The organism is Sutcliffiella sp. NC1, from assembly GCF_027594365.1.
Classification (GTDB): domain Bacteria; phylum Bacillota; class Bacilli; order Bacillales; family Bacillaceae_I; genus Sutcliffiella; species Sutcliffiella cohnii.
This window is the reverse complement of the sequence record NZ_CP115153.1, coordinates 3,205,378-3,222,074: the sequence shown is the minus strand read 5'-3', so window position 1 is coordinate 3,222,074 and position 16,697 is coordinate 3,205,378. Positions and strand designations below refer to the sequence as shown.

The window sequence follows — 16,697 nt, the reverse complement described above, 5'->3', positions numbered from 1 at the left end:
ATACATCTTTCATTGTAACGAAGCTAATTTATACAAACTACTCTCAAAAGGTTTTGCTATATGTTCCTTCATACTATTTAGTGCGTGCACAATTTTGTCTATATCAACACCTGTTTCAATACCAATCTGATTTAACATATGTACAACGTCCTCTGTAGCTACATTTCCAGATGCGCCAGGAGCGAATGGACATCCACCTAACCCACCTGCAGATGTATCAAAACGGTCTACTCCAGCTTGTAAGGCAGCGAATACATTAGCAAGTGCCATACCTCTTGTATTATGAAAATGGGCGGTTATTTGCAATTTTACTAATGTGTTTTTTAGAATGGAAAATAATTCGAAAACCTCTTTCGGATTGGCCATACCGATTGTGTCTGCAACACTTAATTCGTCAACACCCAATTCCTCAAAACGCTTACATAATGAAACAACCTTTTCTACTTCTACTTTGCCTTCATATGGACAGTAGAATGAGGTGGAAATACACGCACGTATCCAATACCCTTTTTCTTTTAATTCAGCAATTAGTGGAGTTAATTCTTGCATACTTTCTTCCGTTGTCTTATTTATATTTTTTTTATTAAACGAATCCGATACTCCGACAAAAACTGCCGCATTTTTACAATCTGTCTCATAAAGCCTACTTATTCCCCTTGCATTAGGTACGAGTACGATGTTCCTTGTATTATTATCTAAAGAAAGCGAAATTACTTCTGAAGCATCTTTCATTTGAGGTACCCATTTTGGAGAAACGAAAGATGTTAGTTCCATTTCTTGAATACCTGCATCTTTCAAGTTTTTAATAAAGTTAATCTTTGCTGTAGTAGGAATCCATTCCTTAATGTTTTGTAAACCATCACGTGGTCCAACTTCTATAATTGTTACTTCTTTTGGTAAGTTCAAAAAATCACCCCTTAAAATGTATTATTCTTCTATTCTATTAATATTATAAATTGAATTGCAACAACAATAAAAATTTTTAAAAATATAAAGAGGATTTTCGACAAATAGCAAGAAATAAGTAATGGAAAGGAGATGGAGAAATGTCAACAAAGGATGTAGTAATTGTAAGCGCTGTTAGAACGGCGATTGGTAGTTTTGGAGGGTCGTTAAAAAATATATCTGCTCCACAATTAGGAGCAACTGTCATAAAGGAAGCATTAAAGCGAGCAGGGGTAAATCCAGAGCAAGTGGACGAAGTGATAATGGGGAATGTATTGCAGGCGGGGTTAGGGCAAAATCCTGCTCGTCAAGCTGCTATTCAAGCAGGATTACCGCATGAAGTAAGTGCCATGACGATTAATAAAGTGTGTGGATCAGGATTAAAATCTGTTCATTTAGCTACACAAGCAATTTTAGCAGGGGATGCAGATATTGTCGTCGCTGGTGGTATGGAAAATATGTCGCAAGCTCCGTATTTATTAAAGGGAGCTCGAGATGGGTATAGAATGGGAGATCAATCCGTCATTGATAGTATGATCTCTGATGGTTTATGGTGTGCATTTAATGACTATCACATGGGAGTAACAGCTGAAAATTTATGTTCCCAATACGAATTGACAAGAGATGAACAGGATGAATTTGCTGCATGGAGTCAGCAAAAAGCGGAAGCGGCTTTAAAGACTGGGAAATTCACAGATGAAATAGTCCCAGTTGAAGTAAAGCAGAAAAAAGAAATCATTTCTTTTGACCGTGACGAATATCCTAGAAGTGGTACTACTGCAGCGAAATTAGGGGGATTACGTCCAGCGTTTAAAAAAGACGGTTCCGTTACTGCAGGTAACGCATCTGGAATAAATGATGGAGCAGCTGCAGTTATAGTCATGAGCCGTGAAAAAGCGGAACAATTAGGAATAACTCCTTTAGTTACAATAAAAGCCAATGCAAGTGCTGGTGTCGATCCAAGTGTAATGGGGATAGGCCCAGTAAGTGCGGTTAAAAAAGTTTTAAAAAAATCAAATGTAACAATGGATGACATAGATCTTATAGAAGCAAATGAAGCTTTTGCAGCTCAAGCATTAGCTGTAGGAAAAGAGCTTTCATTTGATAAAGATATATTGAATGTAAACGGTGGTGCTATCGCGCTTGGTCATCCAATAGGTGCTAGTGGCGCAAGAATACTAGTTACATTAATTCATGAAATGAAGCGCCGCCAAGCGAAAAAAGGTTTAGCAACTCTTTGTATCGGCGGAGGACAAGGGGTAGCAACAGTTATAGAAAATGTGTAGGAGAGGAGAATTACGATGAAACCTATTTATACTTCATTTGTAGAAGCGGTAAAAGACATTAAAGATGGCGATACGATTATGGTTGGTGGGTTTGGACTATGTGGTATTCCAGAAAACTTAATCTTAGCTCTAGTAGAAACAGGAGTAAAAGATTTAACAGTGATTTCAAATAACTGTGGTGTGGATGAGTGGGGCTTAGGTTTGTTATTGAAAAATCGTCAAATAAAAAAAATGGTAGGCTCCTATGTTGGTGAAAATAAAGAGTTTGAGCGTCAAGTGCTTTCTGGCGAGTTAGAGGTGGACTTAGTACCACAAGGAACACTTGCAGAAAAAATTCGAGCTGGTGGTGCAGGTATTCCAGCTTTCTATACACCTGCAGGAGTTGGCACGCCAATTGCTGAAGGAAAAGAAGTTAGAGAATTTGATGGTAAGGAGTATGTTTTGGAAGAAGCATATAAAGCTGATTTTTCTTTAGTTCGTGCAGCTAAAGCAGATAAAATGGGTAATTTAGTTTACAACAAAACAGCGCGAAATTTCAATCCAATGATTGCAGCAGCTGGTACCGTTACTATTGCAGAAGTGGAAGAGTTAGTAGAAATCGGTGATATTGAACCGAACGAAGTTCAAACGCCAAGTATTTACGTTCAAAGATTAATAGTTGGAGAGCAACAGAAAAAAATAGAACGACTAACGGTGAGAGACTAGAGAGGAGGAAAATAAAATGGCTAATGAAAAATTTTTAACGAGAGAAAAAATTGCAAAACGTGCGGAAAAAGAAATTGAGAGTGGATTTTACGTGAACCTTGGTATTGGTATGCCAACTCTAGTAGCTAACTATATATCAGATAACAAACAAGTAGTTTTACAATCGGAAAACGGACTACTAGGAATTGGACCGTATCCAACAAAAGAGGATGTTGATCCAGATTTAATTAATGCCGGGAAGGAAACTGTTACTGCGATTCCAGGTGCAGCTTACTTCGATAGTGCTGAGTCTTTTGCGATGATTCGTGGTGGACATGTAAATATTGCAATATTAGGTGGAATGGAAGTTAGTGAAACGGGTGACCTAGCTAACTGGATGATTCCTGGAAAGATGATTAAAGGAATGGGTGGAGCAATGGACCTTGTTCACGGAGCTCAAAAAATCATTGTTATTATGGATCACGTTAATAAAAACGGAGATGCAAAAATACTAAAAGAATGCTCACTTCCGTTAACAGGTAAAGGTGTTGTAAATCGAATAATAACAGACCGTGCAGTCATTGACGTAACCGAATATGGATTAAAACTAGTTGAGGTTGCGAAAGGTTACACAGTCGACGACATCCTCCAATCGACTGAACCAGAGTTAGTTGTTGATGAACAAGTAGTTTTAGATGCATATTAAAGTAAAGGGGTAGTAGCTTAAACGCTACTGCCCCTTTATAATTGTAATAGAAACATATATAATTATTTTATAATCTAACAGCTTTTTATAATATCATTTAGCTATTTATTAGCAAGTAGTATACAAGGATTTTTTCATACGCATATTTGAAACAAAGGAGTATGGATGCATGGCAAAAAAGAAAAAGAATAGCACAAGAACTAACAAACCAACGAATATGGAAGAAAAAACTTCGTTGAAAGATCAATTGCAAGGAGATGTATTCTCTAAGTTAAAATCAATGAAGCAATCTTTAGAGGAATCGGAACAAAAGCGTAAAGAAGAAGAGGAGATTAAGAAAAGAGAAGAGCGTCGCCTCCGTGAAAAAAATAAATCATTCGAAGAGTTATTAAATGATAGTAACATGAACTGGAAAGAATTCAAGTGATAATTTTTATATTTTCTATTAAATATTGAATTTTAGGATCCTTATAAGGGTAACGAACAAATAAAGTCCTAAAAGTCAGTTTCGACTGACTTTTAGGTCAGCTCCCTTTTTTAATTGTGTTCATTATACGTAGAAGCTTTTGCGATGTTTTGGATCCATTCATATTCCGAGTTTGAAAGTGTGTTGGAAGTTAAAGATTTGATATTTTCTTCTACTTGCTGGATAGAACTTGCTCCTGGAATCACAGAAGCAACAGCTGGGTGCTTTAAACAATAATGTAGTGCGATACTATTTAAATCTGTAAATTTTGTAGCTAATTGATCTAGCAGTTTTCTCAATTCCTCATTTGAATAATCAAGATAACCCTTTGCATTTAACTTATCTCTATAGACGTTTGTTAATAATCCTTTTGCAACAGGACCACGCGCAATAACGCTAATATTATTATCCTTTAGTAAATCTAATACAACATCTTCTGGACGACGGTCAAGTATGCTATATTGCATCATTACAGAATTAATTGTTGATTTTTTTACGTATTCTTTAATAACATTTGGCCTAATAGAGGAAATGCCGTAAAAGCGGATTACTCCTTCTTGTTTCAATTCTTCAAATGCTTCTATCGTCTCATCTATGTGATCTTCAATCGTTCCACCATGAAGTTGATAAAGGTCGATATAATCGGTTTGTAAACGATGTAAACTATTCTTTACAGCATTCTTTATGTACGCTTTTGAAGGATCCCATGTCCAGCCTTCTTTCCCATCTTCCCAACGATTCCCTACTTTTGTAGCTAAAATAATTTCACTTCGTTGTTGCTTTAATGCTTTCCCAACGATCTGTTCATTTAAGCCCTTATCATAAAGGTCAGCAGTATCAAAATAGTTAATACCTAAATCAAGTGCTCTTTTTACTATATCTGTTGCAGTGCTTTCTACTGTGCCTAGAGACATGCAGCCTAACCCAATTTCACTTACATACAAATCCGAGTTTCCTAATCTGTTTTTATTAAGCATAAGAAGATCCCTCCCATTTCCTTCATTTTAGCGTAAGGGAATGAAAGGGACAAATAGAAGGATTACTTTTGTTTCTGAAGAAAGGTTATCCATTGTAACACGGTGTCAAACTCCTTATTATACTCCTTTAGTTGATGGCGGATTTCCCAAGCTTTCCCTACCAAGACGATATTGTTTGGACGAACGTACACTTTCATCTTTATTACCCCCAACAAGTTGTATGGTAAAATGTATGAATAAATAACAATTCATAGAACTTTTTAGGAGTGGTAGAGAGTGGAGCACTTAAAAGAAAAAACAATTAAATCAGAAAAACTATTTACTGGGAGAGTCATCGACTTATATTTTGAAGAAGTTGAGTTACCAAATGGAAAAACGAGTACAAGAGAGATTATTAAACATCCTGGGGCTGTTGCAGTTGTCGCCATTACTGATGAAGGAAAAATTGTTATGGTAAGACAATACCGGAAGGCGATGGACCGTATTTTAGTGGAAATACCTGCAGGGAAATTAGAAAATGGAGAAAAGCCTGAGGTTACGGCAATTCGAGAACTACAAGAAGAGACAGGGTATACATGTGATGGAGTAACTCCGTTAATTTCTTTTTACACTTCACCTGGCTTTGCTGACGAATTAGTTCACCTGTTCGTAGCGAATGGCTTAAAAAAAGATAATCAAAAGCATAGTTTAGATGAAGACGAATTTGTAGATTTAGTTGAGGTTACACTAAATGAAGCGTTACAAATGATGGAATCAAAAGAAATATATGATGCGAAAACAGCATATGCTATTCAATATTTACAACTACAACAAATGCGAAAGTAGCGATGTTTGTGAACGAGTATTTTTTAGATTTACATATCCATTTAGGTAGTACCGCTTCAGGAAAACCCGTGAAAATTACCGCCTCAAAAAGTTTGACGTTAGAAAACATTATTGTAGAGGCTCGGGATAATAAAGGCTTGGATATGATTGGGATAATCGATTGCCATGTCCCAGAAGTAATGATGCAGCTAGAACAGTGGAAAAATGAAGGTAATTTAGTGGAGGAAAACGGTGGTGGAGTATCGTTTAAAGGTCTTACACTACTATTAGGCTCAGAAATAGAAATTTATGATGAAAATTGTAAAGGGCCAATTCATGTTTTATGCTTTTTACCAACGATAGATAAAATGAGGTTGTTTTCTGAATGGTTTGCAAAACGTGTTACGAATATTACATTGTCTTCTCAACGAATTTATGAAAGCGGCCGAGTTTTACAAGAAAAAGTGCACGAACTTGACGGTTTATTTATTCCTGCGCATATATTCACTCCATTCAAAAGCTTGTATGGTAAGGGTGTAGTAAAAAGTATTACAGAGGTTTTTGATGCCTATTTGGTAGATGGAGTTGAACTTGGACTTAGCTCCAATACTTTAATGGCATCCTCTGTTGCTGAACTTGCTCCATATCCGTTTCTTACAAATTCAGATGCTCATTCACTAAACAAAATAGCTCGTGAATACCAGCTAGTTACGATGAAAGAGCCAACCTTTGCTGAATTTCGAAAGGTACTAAAAGGGGAAGACGGTAGGCGAGTTATGAAAAACTTTGGTCTTAATCCTTACTTAGGGAAGTACTACAATACAGCATGTGAGAAATGCTTTACTTTACGAGTTAACGAGGAAAGGTATTGTACTAATTGTGGTCATTCTAAGTTTACGAAAGGTGTAAGTGAAAGAATTAAGGAGCTTGGACATGTAACAATTGATACAGCATTTCGACCACCATATATACATCAAATACCATTAGAATTTATACCTGGAGTTGGTCCGAAAACATTATATAAGTTAAGGGCAGCTTTTCAAACGGAAATGAACATCTTACATAACGTAACAGAAAAAGAACTTGTAGAAATTGTAGGTGAAAAAATCGGAACATTAATAATGAAGGCTAGAAGTGGTGAGCTATCATTTAAAGCAGGTGGAGCTGGTAAATTCGGAAGTGTTACACCTGAATAGTGAAGGTAGTCCCCCATGCAAGCGAAAGTTACACCATGGAGAATAAAAACGGATGGTTCGGCTTATAACTGTTACAATATTTTTGCTTTTCCAAATTTAGAACTGTGAGTGGAACGGAGCGGAAGGTGCGAGACTCCAGTGGGAAGAAGAGGAATCGGGAGACCCCGCAGGGCTTTAGCCCGAGGAGTCTTCCGTTTCTCCCCGCGGAAAGCGAGTACCTGCAGCGAAGTGGAACGTACTAACTTAAAACGTATAACAACAATCAATGTTGTCTATAATGAAATGTTCTTTTTCCAAAAGAAGCTTATTTTCATGGTAGGAACTTTATACAGTCCTACCTTTTGTGTTGTTTACGTTAATAATACTATTTTAATTTCGTTGTTACCTTTTAAGAAGTACGATCGGTTTAATCTTTAATTTTTGCAAACACGCACGTATCCCGCAAACCATCTCCATTTATGGCTAAGCTATTATTCTTTAAAATACCTTCTAAGTCAAACCCTAATTTCTCTGGTATTTTTCGACTTCTTATATTTTTAGGATCACAACGAATTTCGACCCTATTTGCTTGAAGTACTTCAAATGCAAATTTAGTTAAGCCATCAACAGCCTCTAACATATAGCCGTTTCCACTATGACGACTATCAATCCAGTATCCTATCTCGAAACTACGAACTTCCCAATTTACTCGATGTAACCCAGTTGAACCAATAAATTCTCCAGATTCTTTATGCAAAATATGAAGTCGTAAGTCTTCTCTTAATAAAAATTGTGCATGTGATTGGCGAATGTTCGCTTCCATGCTTTCGATTGAAGGAACTTCTTTTGCAAATGCTAACCATGGCTTTAAATCGTGAACAGAATGCTCGACTGCTTGTTGAACCACTTTGCCATCACCGGGCAATGGAAGACGAATGAGCAGGCGTGCTGTTGTAAACTCATGAGGAAACTCAATCATTGTATTGTTCAATCTTTCCACATCCTTCTATAAATTTTCCATATTGTAACATATAACATAACTCTATGAAAATATTTTTTTAATAGGAATACTTTCTAGCTTTTTTCATACAATCTAGTAAGTGAAAAAGAGTTACAGATTATTAGGAGGAATTAGGAGATGAAAAAACATTCACGGTTTAATACGCTGCTTTTACATTTTAAAGAGTATTCCTCACTGTATTTATTTATTGTTGTATTATTTATAATGGGGGTCATTTTTGGGGCAATTGTTGTTAATAGTATGAATTTTAGTCAAAAACATGATCTCTTTATATATGTAGAACGTTTTTTTGGACAAGTTGCTAATGGGGAACTAGCAAGTAGTAAGGATATTTTCTTTCAAAGCTTTTTTCAAAAATTAACTTTTGTATTGTTAATGTGGGTTTTAGGAATTTCCATTATTGGGTTACCTGTCATTTTAATATTATTATTCCTAAAGGGAGTAGTTGTAGGTTTTACAGTAGGTTTTATTGTTAATCAACTTAGTTGGAAAGGATTTTTATTATCCTTTGCATCGATTTTTCCGCAAAATACGATTGCTATTCCTGTTTATATAATCGTTACTGCATTAGCTGTAGCTTTCTCCATGAAGATGATTCGTCAACTTTTTGCAAAGAGAATCACCGAGCCGTTTTTTCAATCATTTTTACGTTATTCTATATTAATGGGCATCCTACTTGTTGTTTTAGGAGTATCTTCCTTTGTAGAAGCATTTTTATCACCAATGATGATGAAAGCGGTTATTAATATATTATAAATAGTATTAGATAATAATGATTATAAATGGTTCTTTGTAATGATTATATTTTTCTTTACAGTTTCTCAATCCTTCGGTAAAATATAGTGGAAACCTTGTAGGAGGGAAACCTTAATGGAAAACAGAATTGAACGGATAAAAAAACAATTACATTCTGCTAGCTACAAATTGACTCCTCAGCGGGAAGCAACCGTACGTGTTTTATTAGAGCATGAAGAGGATCATTTAAGTGCAGAAGATGTATACCTCCTCGTAAAAGAAAAATCACCTGAAATCGGACTAGCTACCGTTTATCGTACGTTAGAATTATTAACTGAACTTAAAATTGTTGACAAAATAAACTTCGGAGACGGTGTTTCCAGATACGACTTACGTCAAGAAGGAGCAAAGCATTTCCATCACCATTTAGTATGTATGGAGTGTGGTTCCGTAGATGAAATACAAGATGATTTATTAGAAGATGTAGAATCAATTGTAGAAAGAGATTGGAAGTTTAAGATTAAAGATCATCGTTTAACATTCCACGGAATATGCCATCGATGTCAAGAAGAAGAAAATGAAGATAATGCTTAAGCAGTTAAAATGCACATCATTTCTTATGAGATATTGTGCGTTTTTATTTTTCCTTTCATTTTTATGTATATTTCCTTCATAATTTGTCATACCTTTCTATTAGGAAGTATGTCCAATTGGAGGGTATAAAATATGAAGAGAATGTTTGAGACTACTTATCATACATTAAAAGTATTTATTTTATTTACTGGCTGCACTGTACTTTTCTATTATGGAATCGTATGGTTAAATCAAGAGTATGAAAACTACCACCGTTATGATGAACCAGAAGGGGCAGCGGTTAAAGTAGCAAAAATGGTGGAGGAGAAAAACGATAGCTGGCTTCAGCGACTAGTATTCTTTTATCACTTCGGGGAGTAGAGATATGCAAGATCACTTACAAGACTTTTTACATTTTTTATTAGTAGAAAAAGGGTTAGCGGACAATACAATTATTTCTTATGAACGAGATTTAAAAAGCTATCTTTTATATCTTCAAAAAGTAGAAAATATTGACAATTTGAATGTCGTAACGAGAGGTAATATTCTTCAGTTTTTAAACTTTCTACACGAAAAAGGAAAATCATCTAAAACAATTGCAAGGCATATTGCATCGATTCGCTCTTTTCATCAGTTTTTACTCCGAGAAAAAGTAACAGAGCAAGATCCGACTGTACATATCGAATCACCACAACCAGACAAGCCGTTACCAAAAGTACTATCAGTCGAAGAAGTACAAGCGTTACTTGAAGTACCGAAAGGAAAAACTCCATTTGAAGTTAGAGATAAGGCGATGTTAGAGTTATTATATGCAACAGGTATGCGTGTATCAGAATTAATCTCCTTAAAGACTTCGGATGCCCACTTGACGATGGGCTTTATTCGATGTATTGGAAAAGGAAATAAAGAGAGAATTATCCCTATAGGTAATATTGCTTCCAAAGCAGTCCAACATTATATAGAAGCTAGTAGACCATCATTACTTAAAAAGGTAGAGACGGATGCACTGTTTTTAAATAATCATGGAAAAGGCTTGTCTCGACAAGGGTTTTGGAAGATTTTAAAAAGATTAGCAAAAGAAGCAGGGATTCAAAAAGATTTAACACCACATACGTTACGACACTCATTTGCAACTCATTTACTTGAAAATGGTGCCGATTTAAGATCTGTTCAAGAGATGCTAGGACATGCAGATATTTCAACAACTCAGATCTATACACATGTTACAAAAACAAGATTGAAAGATGTGTATAGCATGTTTCATCCACGAGCGTAAAGAAGCCACTCAAGAAGAGTAGCTTCTTTTTATGTTGTTGAATCTGAGTACATCATGCTGAGAGGAACGGCCTAATTTTTTTATAGAATCTATTGTTTAAGGGTCAGAAAAAAATAACACTAGGACACTATTATTTCACAAAAAATTCATTGCATATATGAAAGCGCTTGTTTATACTTGTTACTATCAGAGGTCAGACTTCTGACTTTTTCAGTCCGTTATAATGTTGGTTAATGTGAATGAAAGAGGGAAAAATACAATACATATTAGTACTAAACACTTATACAACGGCTTTTTTATAACTAGGAGGTTTTTATATGAGTTCTTATACATATAAACGTGTATTTTTAGTAGTAATGGATTCTGTAGGGATTGGAGAAGCACCGGACGCGGAAAAGTTTGGTGATACAGGATCCGATACGTTAGGTTCTATTACGGAACATTTAAACGGTTTACATATGCCTAATATGGCGAAATTAGGGCTAAGCAATATTCGTGAGCTAAAAGGAATTGAAAAAGCAGAAAAACCTTTAGCTTTTTATACAAAAATGGAAGAAGCGTCAGTAGGTAAAGATACGATGACTGGTCATTGGGAAATTATGGGGTTATACATTGATACACCTTTCCGTGTGTTCCCTGAAGGGTTTCCGAAAGAATTATTAGATGAAATAGAAAAAAGATCAGGTCGTAAAATTATCGGAAATAAACCTGCTTCTGGAACAGAGATTTTAGACGAATTAGGTAGTGAACATATGGAGACAGGTGCTCTAATCGTTTATACATCAGCAGACTCTGTTCTTCAAATTGCTGCTCATGAAGAAGTGGTGCCTTTAGATGAACTATATGATATTTGTGAAATGGCACGCGAATTAACACTAGATGAAAAATATATGGTAGGTCGTATTATTGCTCGTCCGTTTATCGGGACACCAGGCGATTTTAAACGCACAGCAAACCGTCATGATTATGCATTAAAGCCATTTGATCGTACCGTTATGAATGAATTGAAAGATAGCGGTTTTGATTGTATTTCAATTGGTAAAATTGCAGATATTTATGATGGTGAAGGAATAACGGAGTCACTGAGAACAGTATCTAACATGGACGGAATGGATAAATTAGTTCAAACATCCGGGATGAACTTTACAGGGTTAAGTTTCTTAAATCTTGTAGATTTTGATGCAGTGTATGGACATCGTAGAGATCCAGAAGGTTATGGAAAAGCGTTAGAAGAATTTGATGCCCGTCTACCAGAAGTATTGAATAAACTTAATGAAGATGATTTATTAATCATTACAGCTGACCATGGAAATGACCCAACGTTTCCAGGAACAGATCATACGAGAGAATATGTGCCTTTACTAGTTTATTCACCATCCATGACAGATGGTGGCAAAGAGTTAGAAATACGCAAAACATTTGCAGACGTTGGAGCAACTGTTGCGGATAACTTTAATGTAAAAGCACCAAAATTCGGTAAAAGTTTTTTACAACAATTGAAATAGGGGGAAATTCAAATGACAATGGAGAAAATACAAAACTCAGCAAATTATATTAAATCAAAAATCGGAGTTAATCCGAAAATCGGTCTAATTTTAGGTTCTGGTCTAGGAGTTTTAGCAGAAGAAATTAATAATGCAACGACGATCCCTTACAGTGAAATTCCAGATTTTCCTGTTTCAACTGTTGAGGGACATGCTGGACAACTTGTGATCGGAGAATTAGAAGGGAAAACGGTTATAGCTATGCAAGGGCGTTTTCACTTTTATGAAGGATATTCGATGGAAAAAGTAACATTCCCAGTACGCGTGATGAAATTGTTAGGTGTGGAACAATTAATTGTAACGAACGCTGCAGGTGGAGTGAATGAATCATTTAACGCTGGTGATTTAATGCTTATTACAGATCATTTAAATATGATGGGGACAAATCCATTAATCGGACCGAATGATAGTAATTTTGGCGATCGTTTTCCAGATATGTCTACTGCATATTGTAAAGAGTTACGATCCGTTGCAAAAGGGGTTGCTAGTAAGCTAAACATTCCACTTCAAGAAGGAGTATACGCTGGTAATACAGGGCCAACTTATGAGACACCTGCAGAAGTACGTATGCTTCGTACGTTAGGAGCGGATGCGGTCGGTATGTCAACTGTACCAGAAGTAATTGTCGCTAGACATAGTGGATTAAAAGTATTAGGTATTTCTTGTATTTCCAATATGGCAGCTGGAATTTTAGATCAACCTTTAACACATGATGAAGTGATGGAAACGACAGAAAAAGTCCGTGAGAATTTCTTATCATTTGTAAAGTCCATTATTCAAGAGATGTAACTAGCAAGACAAGTACACACTATGACGGGCTGAAAAACTTTAAAGTTCAGCCAACCATTATAAAGAGATAAAGAAGAGGTGCTCTAACATGAGAATGGTAGACTTAATCGAGAAAAAAAGAGACGGAAAAACATTAACATCTGATGAAATCAACTTTATTGTTAAAGGTTTTACAGACGGTTCTATCCCAGATTATCAAATGAGCTCGTTTTCAATGGCTGTGTTTTTTCAAGGTATGACAGACCAAGAGCGTGCAGATTTAACGATGGCTATGGTTCAATCTGGTGATACGATTGACCTTTCCGCAATTGAAGGAATCAAAGTAGATAAGCATAGTACAGGTGGTGTAGGTGATACAACAACACTTGTGTTAGCACCTTTAGTAGCTGCTGTAGGTGTTCCAGTTGCAAAGATGTCTGGTCGTGGTTTAGGACATACAGGTGGTACAATTGATAAATTGGAGTCCGTAGCAGGTTTCCACGTTGAAATAGACAATAATCAATTTATCGAATTAGTAAATAAAAATAAAGTAGCAGTTATCGGACAAAGTGGTAATTTAACACCTGCAGATAAAAAGCTGTATGCATTACGGGATGTTACAGCTACTGTAAATAGCATACCGCTCATCGCTAGTTCTATTATGAGTAAAAAAATCGCAGCTGGTGCAGATGCTATCGTTTTAGACGTTAAAACTGGTGCTGGTGCTTTTATGAAAGACCTAGAAGAGTCGAAGAAACTAGCTCGTGCAATGGTAGATATCGGTAATAACGTTGGTCGTCGTACAATGGCTGTTATTTCAGATATGAGTCAGCCTCTAGGGTATGCAATAGGCAATGCTTTAGAAGTTAAAGAAGCAATTGACACGCTTCGTGGAGAAGGACCGAAAGACTTAGAAGAGCTATGTTTAACATTAGGTAGTTACATGGTTTACTTAGCTGAAAAAGCTTCAAGCATAGAAGAGGCACGTACTAAGTTGGAAGAAGTAATTCGTTCAGGAGCAGCACTTGAGACTTTAAAAACATTCTTAAGTGCTCAAGGTGGCGATGCTTCTGTTGTTGACAATCCTGAAAATCTTCCACAAGCAAAATATATAATGGAATTAGAAGCGAAAGAAGATGGCGTCGTTTCTGAAATTGTAGCGGACTCTATCGGTACGGCAGCAATGCTGTTAGGTGCAGGTCGTGCAACGAAAGATTCTGAAATAGACTTAGCAGTTGGAATTGTATTGCGCAAAAAAATTGGTGATCAAGTGAAAATAGGTGAATCGTTAGCAACTATTCATAGCAATCATGAAAATATTGAAGAAGTGAAAGAAAAGATTTACGAAAGCATGAAAATAGTTAGCGGAGACGTTACTGTACCGCCATTAGTATACGATAAAGTAGAATAACTGACTCGATCAAACACGTCACTATTGTGGCGTGTTTTTATTAAGGTTGAAAACGTAAACTAGTACACTTTTGTCTCTATTCCCCACTAATAAGTCTACAAATCTATAGGAAATCATACACAACCCCCACATTTATCAAAAATGTACTTTTCCTTCAAAAAAGTTTATTTTCTCAAAACCTTTGTTTAAAACTTATATTTTTGGAAAATATAACAATTATGGACATAGATTGGAGGTTTTTAAGGTGAAAAAGTTTTTTGTAGCAATTGTATCAATCATTTTTACATTTTCCGCGTTCGGAACAATCGTTTCTGCGGAAGAATCTGGTGTTCAATTAGTAGATACCGCAAAATCTGCCATGTTAATTGAACGGGATACAGGGCAAGTTCTTTTTGAGAAAAATGGGAATGAAAAGCTTCCTCCAGCAAGCATGACGAAGATTATGACAATGCTCCTCATTATGGAGGCAATCGATAAAGGAGAATTGACTTGGGATGAAAAAATTCGAACAAGTGAGCATGCAGCTTCAATGGGGGGCTCACAAATCTTTTTAGAGCCAGGTGAAGAAATGACAACAGATGAAATGGTAAGAGGAATTGCTATTGCATCTGGAAACGATGCGTCTGTTGCCATGGCCGAAAGAATTGCCGGTTCCGAAGAAGCATTCGTTCAACTTATGAATGACAAAGTTAAAGAGCTTGGATTAAAAGATACGAAGTTTCAAAATCCAACGGGCCTACCTGCGAAGGAACATTATAGTACTGCATACGATATGGCTATTATAGCGAAAGAATTATTAAAGTATGAAGATATTACAAAATATACTGGAAAATACGAAGACTATTTAAGAGAAAATACGGACAAGAAATTTTGGCTAGTTAATACGAATCGTCTTGTTAAATTTTATCCAGGTGTCGATGGGCTTAAAACTGGATTTACACAAGAAGCTAAATATTGTTTAACAGCTACTGCGAAAAAGGATGATATGCGTGTAATAGCCGTAGTTTTTGGAGCACCAACACCGAAAGATCGCAATGCACAAATATCCAAAATGTTAGATTTTGCATTTACGCAGTATAAAACTCATCCAATGTTTGATAGAAACGAAGCTGTAGCAAAAGTGAAAGTTAGTAAAGGTAGTAAAAAAGAGATTGACGCGGTAACTTCTGAGCCAATTTCTATGTTAACAAAAAAATCCGAAACTGTAGATGATGTCATTCAAGAAATAAAAATAAATGAAAAAATTCAAGCACCTGTTAAAAAAGGTGACCCAGTTGGTACTATTACATTGAAAAAAGGAGATGAAATTGTCTCTGAGAGTGAGTTAGTAGCTGGGGAAGATAGCCCAGCGGCATCATGGTGGAAATTATTTAAAAGAACAATGGGGCAGTTTACGAAAGTGAATGATTGACGAAGAACCATTTCTTTTAGCGAAATGACACTAGTTTTGTCATCGAGGCAGGATTTCACTAAATAAAAATAGAAATGACTCACTGACTAGAACTACAAGGAGGAACGTGCAGTGAGTCTTTCCATTGATTTAGAAGTGAAACAAAATGTTTTATGTATTCGTTTAGCTGGTGAATTGGATCATCATACAGCAGAGGAGCTACGGGAAAGAGCGACCGAGGTTATTGAAAACCATTCGATTACGGACATTGTATTAAATTTAGAACAGTTAGCTTTTATGGACAGTTCAGGACTAGGGGTAATTTTAGGTAGATATAAACAAATTAAAAGCATAGGTGGAGAAATGGTTGTATGTTCTATTTCTCCTGCTGTAAAACGTTTATTTGAAATGAGTGGATTGTTTAAAATTATTCGTTTGGAAGAAAGTGAACTAAATGCACTTCAGAAATTGGGGGTGGCGTAATGAAAAATGAAATGCACCTTCAATTTTCAGCGGTGAGTCAAAACGAATCATTTGCAAGGGTCACAGTCGCAGCATTTATTATGCAACTTGATCCTACAATGGATGAATTAACAGAAATTAAAACAGTAGTTTCCGAGGCAGTAACGAATGCTATTATTCACGGATACAATAGTAATCCGAATGAACATGTGTATATTTCCGTTCAATTAGAAGACGGTGCTGTACATATTACAATTAAAGATACTGGAATTGGTATTCAGGATATCGAGGAAGCTAGGCAGCCGTTGTTTACGACAAAACCAGAATTAGAACGTTCAGGTATGGGATTTACGATAATGGAAAACTTTATGGATTTAGTAGAAGTACACTCAACTAGAGAAACAGGCACCACAATCCAAATGACAAAATATTTAACAAAGAGCAAAGCACTTTGCAATTAAGGAGTTCATGCTT

20 protein-coding genes are annotated in these 16,697 nt (G+C 36.0%); 16 read left to right on the top strand and 4 right to left on the bottom strand.

Going from position 1 to position 16,697, the window contains the following annotated elements; genetic code table 11:
* Positions 1 to 9: 9 nt before the first annotated feature.
* Complete coding sequence (locus O1A01_RS16815) at positions 10 to 906, bottom strand: hydroxymethylglutaryl-CoA lyase (RefSeq protein ID WP_270064520.1); 897 nt, start codon at positions 904 to 906, stop codon at positions 10 to 12.
* 140 nt (positions 907 to 1,046) lie between these two features.
* Here O1A01_RS16815 and O1A01_RS16810 point away from each other — a divergent pair, with 140 nt between their 5' ends.
* From O1A01_RS16810 to O1A01_RS16795, 4 genes are all read left to right on the top strand, one after another.
* Positions 1,047 to 2,231: an acetyl-CoA C-acetyltransferase gene (locus O1A01_RS16810; protein WP_066414525.1), complete on the top strand. Its 1,185-nt coding sequence runs from the start codon at positions 1,047 to 1,049 to the stop codon at positions 2,229 to 2,231.
* 15 nt (positions 2,232 to 2,246) lie between these two features.
* The gene (locus tag O1A01_RS16805; protein ID WP_066414528.1) at positions 2,247 to 2,936 is read left to right on the top strand and encodes a CoA transferase subunit A; all 690 of its coding nucleotides are present in this window, start codon (positions 2,247 to 2,249) and stop codon (positions 2,934 to 2,936) included.
* A gap of 16 nt (positions 2,937 to 2,952) precedes the next feature.
* The gene (locus O1A01_RS16800; protein WP_066414529.1) at positions 2,953 to 3,621 is read left to right on the top strand and encodes a CoA transferase subunit B; all 669 of its coding nucleotides are present in this window, start codon (positions 2,953 to 2,955) and stop codon (positions 3,619 to 3,621) included.
* Positions 3,622 to 3,790: 169 nt separating this feature from the next.
* Positions 3,791 to 4,048, top strand: a complete 258-nt coding sequence (locus tag O1A01_RS16795; protein ID WP_270064519.1) for a YqkE family protein — start codon at positions 3,791 to 3,793, stop codon at positions 4,046 to 4,048.
* Between the two features lie 110 nt (positions 4,049 to 4,158).
* Here O1A01_RS16795 and O1A01_RS16790 read toward each other — a convergent pair whose 3' ends face one another.
* Positions 4,159 to 5,064 carry an aldo/keto reductase gene (locus O1A01_RS16790; protein ID WP_270064518.1) on the bottom strand — a complete coding sequence of 302 codons (906 nt, stop codon included), beginning with the start codon at positions 5,062 to 5,064 and terminating at the stop codon, positions 4,159 to 4,161.
* A gap of 62 nt (positions 5,065 to 5,126) precedes the next feature.
* Positions 5,127 to 5,261 (bottom strand): Z-ring formation inhibitor MciZ, encoded by a 135-nt coding sequence (gene mciZ, locus O1A01_RS16785; RefSeq protein ID WP_270064517.1) that lies wholly within the window; start codon positions 5,259 to 5,261, stop codon positions 5,127 to 5,129.
* Between the two features lie 79 nt (positions 5,262 to 5,340).
* Between mciZ and O1A01_RS16780 the strand changes: the two genes are divergently transcribed.
* Together O1A01_RS16780 and O1A01_RS16775 are read left to right on the top strand one after the other, a co-directional pair.
* Positions 5,341 to 5,889, top strand: coding sequence for an NUDIX hydrolase (locus O1A01_RS16780; RefSeq protein ID WP_270064516.1), 549 nt, complete (start codon positions 5,341 to 5,343; stop codon positions 5,887 to 5,889).
* A gap of 8 nt (positions 5,890 to 5,897) precedes the next feature.
* Positions 5,898 to 7,064 (top strand): endonuclease Q family protein, encoded by a 1,167-nt coding sequence (locus O1A01_RS16775; protein ID WP_094366323.1) that lies wholly within the window; start codon positions 5,898 to 5,900, stop codon positions 7,062 to 7,064.
* A 406-nt stretch (positions 7,065 to 7,470) separates the two neighbouring features.
* On the opposite strand, the gene O1A01_RS16770 is transcribed toward O1A01_RS16775, so the two are convergent.
* The gene (locus O1A01_RS16770) at positions 7,471 to 8,034 is read right to left on the bottom strand and encodes a GNAT family N-acetyltransferase (RefSeq protein ID WP_066414541.1); all 564 of its coding nucleotides are present in this window, start codon (positions 8,032 to 8,034) and stop codon (positions 7,471 to 7,473) included.
* A 147-nt stretch (positions 8,035 to 8,181) separates the two neighbouring features.
* On the opposite strand from O1A01_RS16770, the gene spoIIM reads away from it, so the two are divergent.
* The 10 genes from spoIIM (at position 8,182) to spoIIAB (ending at position 16,684) form a co-directional block, all read left to right on the top strand.
* Positions 8,182 to 8,820 carry a stage II sporulation protein M gene (gene spoIIM / locus O1A01_RS16765; RefSeq protein ID WP_066414544.1) on the top strand — a complete coding sequence of 213 codons (639 nt, stop codon included), beginning with the start codon at positions 8,182 to 8,184 and terminating at the stop codon, positions 8,818 to 8,820.
* 114 nt (positions 8,821 to 8,934) lie between these two features.
* Positions 8,935 to 9,393, top strand: coding sequence for a ferric iron uptake transcriptional regulator (gene fur / locus O1A01_RS16760; RefSeq protein WP_066414547.1), 459 nt, complete (start codon positions 8,935 to 8,937; stop codon positions 9,391 to 9,393).
* A gap of 132 nt (positions 9,394 to 9,525) precedes the next feature.
* On the top strand, positions 9,526 to 9,753 hold the full coding sequence (locus O1A01_RS16755; RefSeq protein WP_066414550.1) for a YqzK family protein: 228 nt from the start codon (positions 9,526 to 9,528) through the stop codon (positions 9,751 to 9,753).
* A 4-nt stretch (positions 9,754 to 9,757) separates the two neighbouring features.
* On the top strand, positions 9,758 to 10,648 hold the full coding sequence (xerD, locus tag O1A01_RS16750; RefSeq protein ID WP_270064515.1) for a site-specific tyrosine recombinase XerD: 891 nt from the start codon (positions 9,758 to 9,760) through the stop codon (positions 10,646 to 10,648).
* Positions 10,649 to 10,965: 317 nt separating this feature from the next.
* Entirely contained in the window at positions 10,966 to 12,153 is a 1,188-nt protein-coding gene (gene deoB / locus O1A01_RS16745) for a phosphopentomutase (protein ID WP_066414554.1), read from the top strand.
* A gap of 12 nt (positions 12,154 to 12,165) precedes the next feature.
* A complete protein-coding gene (locus tag O1A01_RS16740) occupies positions 12,166 to 12,981 on the top strand; it encodes a purine-nucleoside phosphorylase (protein WP_066414556.1) in 816 nt (271 codons plus the stop codon).
* Positions 12,982 to 13,069: 88 nt separating this feature from the next.
* Positions 13,070 to 14,371 (top strand): pyrimidine-nucleoside phosphorylase, encoded by a 1,302-nt coding sequence (locus O1A01_RS16735; protein WP_066414558.1) that lies wholly within the window; start codon positions 13,070 to 13,072, stop codon positions 14,369 to 14,371.
* Between the two features lie 244 nt (positions 14,372 to 14,615).
* A complete protein-coding gene (locus tag O1A01_RS16730) occupies positions 14,616 to 15,782 on the top strand; it encodes a D-alanyl-D-alanine carboxypeptidase family protein (RefSeq protein WP_066414561.1) in 1,167 nt (388 codons plus the stop codon).
* A gap of 111 nt (positions 15,783 to 15,893) precedes the next feature.
* Positions 15,894 to 16,244, top strand: coding sequence for an anti-sigma F factor antagonist (gene spoIIAA, locus O1A01_RS16725; protein ID WP_066414563.1), 351 nt, complete (start codon positions 15,894 to 15,896; stop codon positions 16,242 to 16,244).
* Positions 16,244 to 16,684, top strand: coding sequence for an anti-sigma F factor (gene spoIIAB / locus O1A01_RS16720; protein ID WP_066414571.1), 441 nt, complete (start codon positions 16,244 to 16,246; stop codon positions 16,682 to 16,684). The genes spoIIAA and spoIIAB overlap by 1 nt, the downstream gene beginning before the upstream one ends.
* Positions 16,685 to 16,697: the final 13 nt, after the last annotated feature.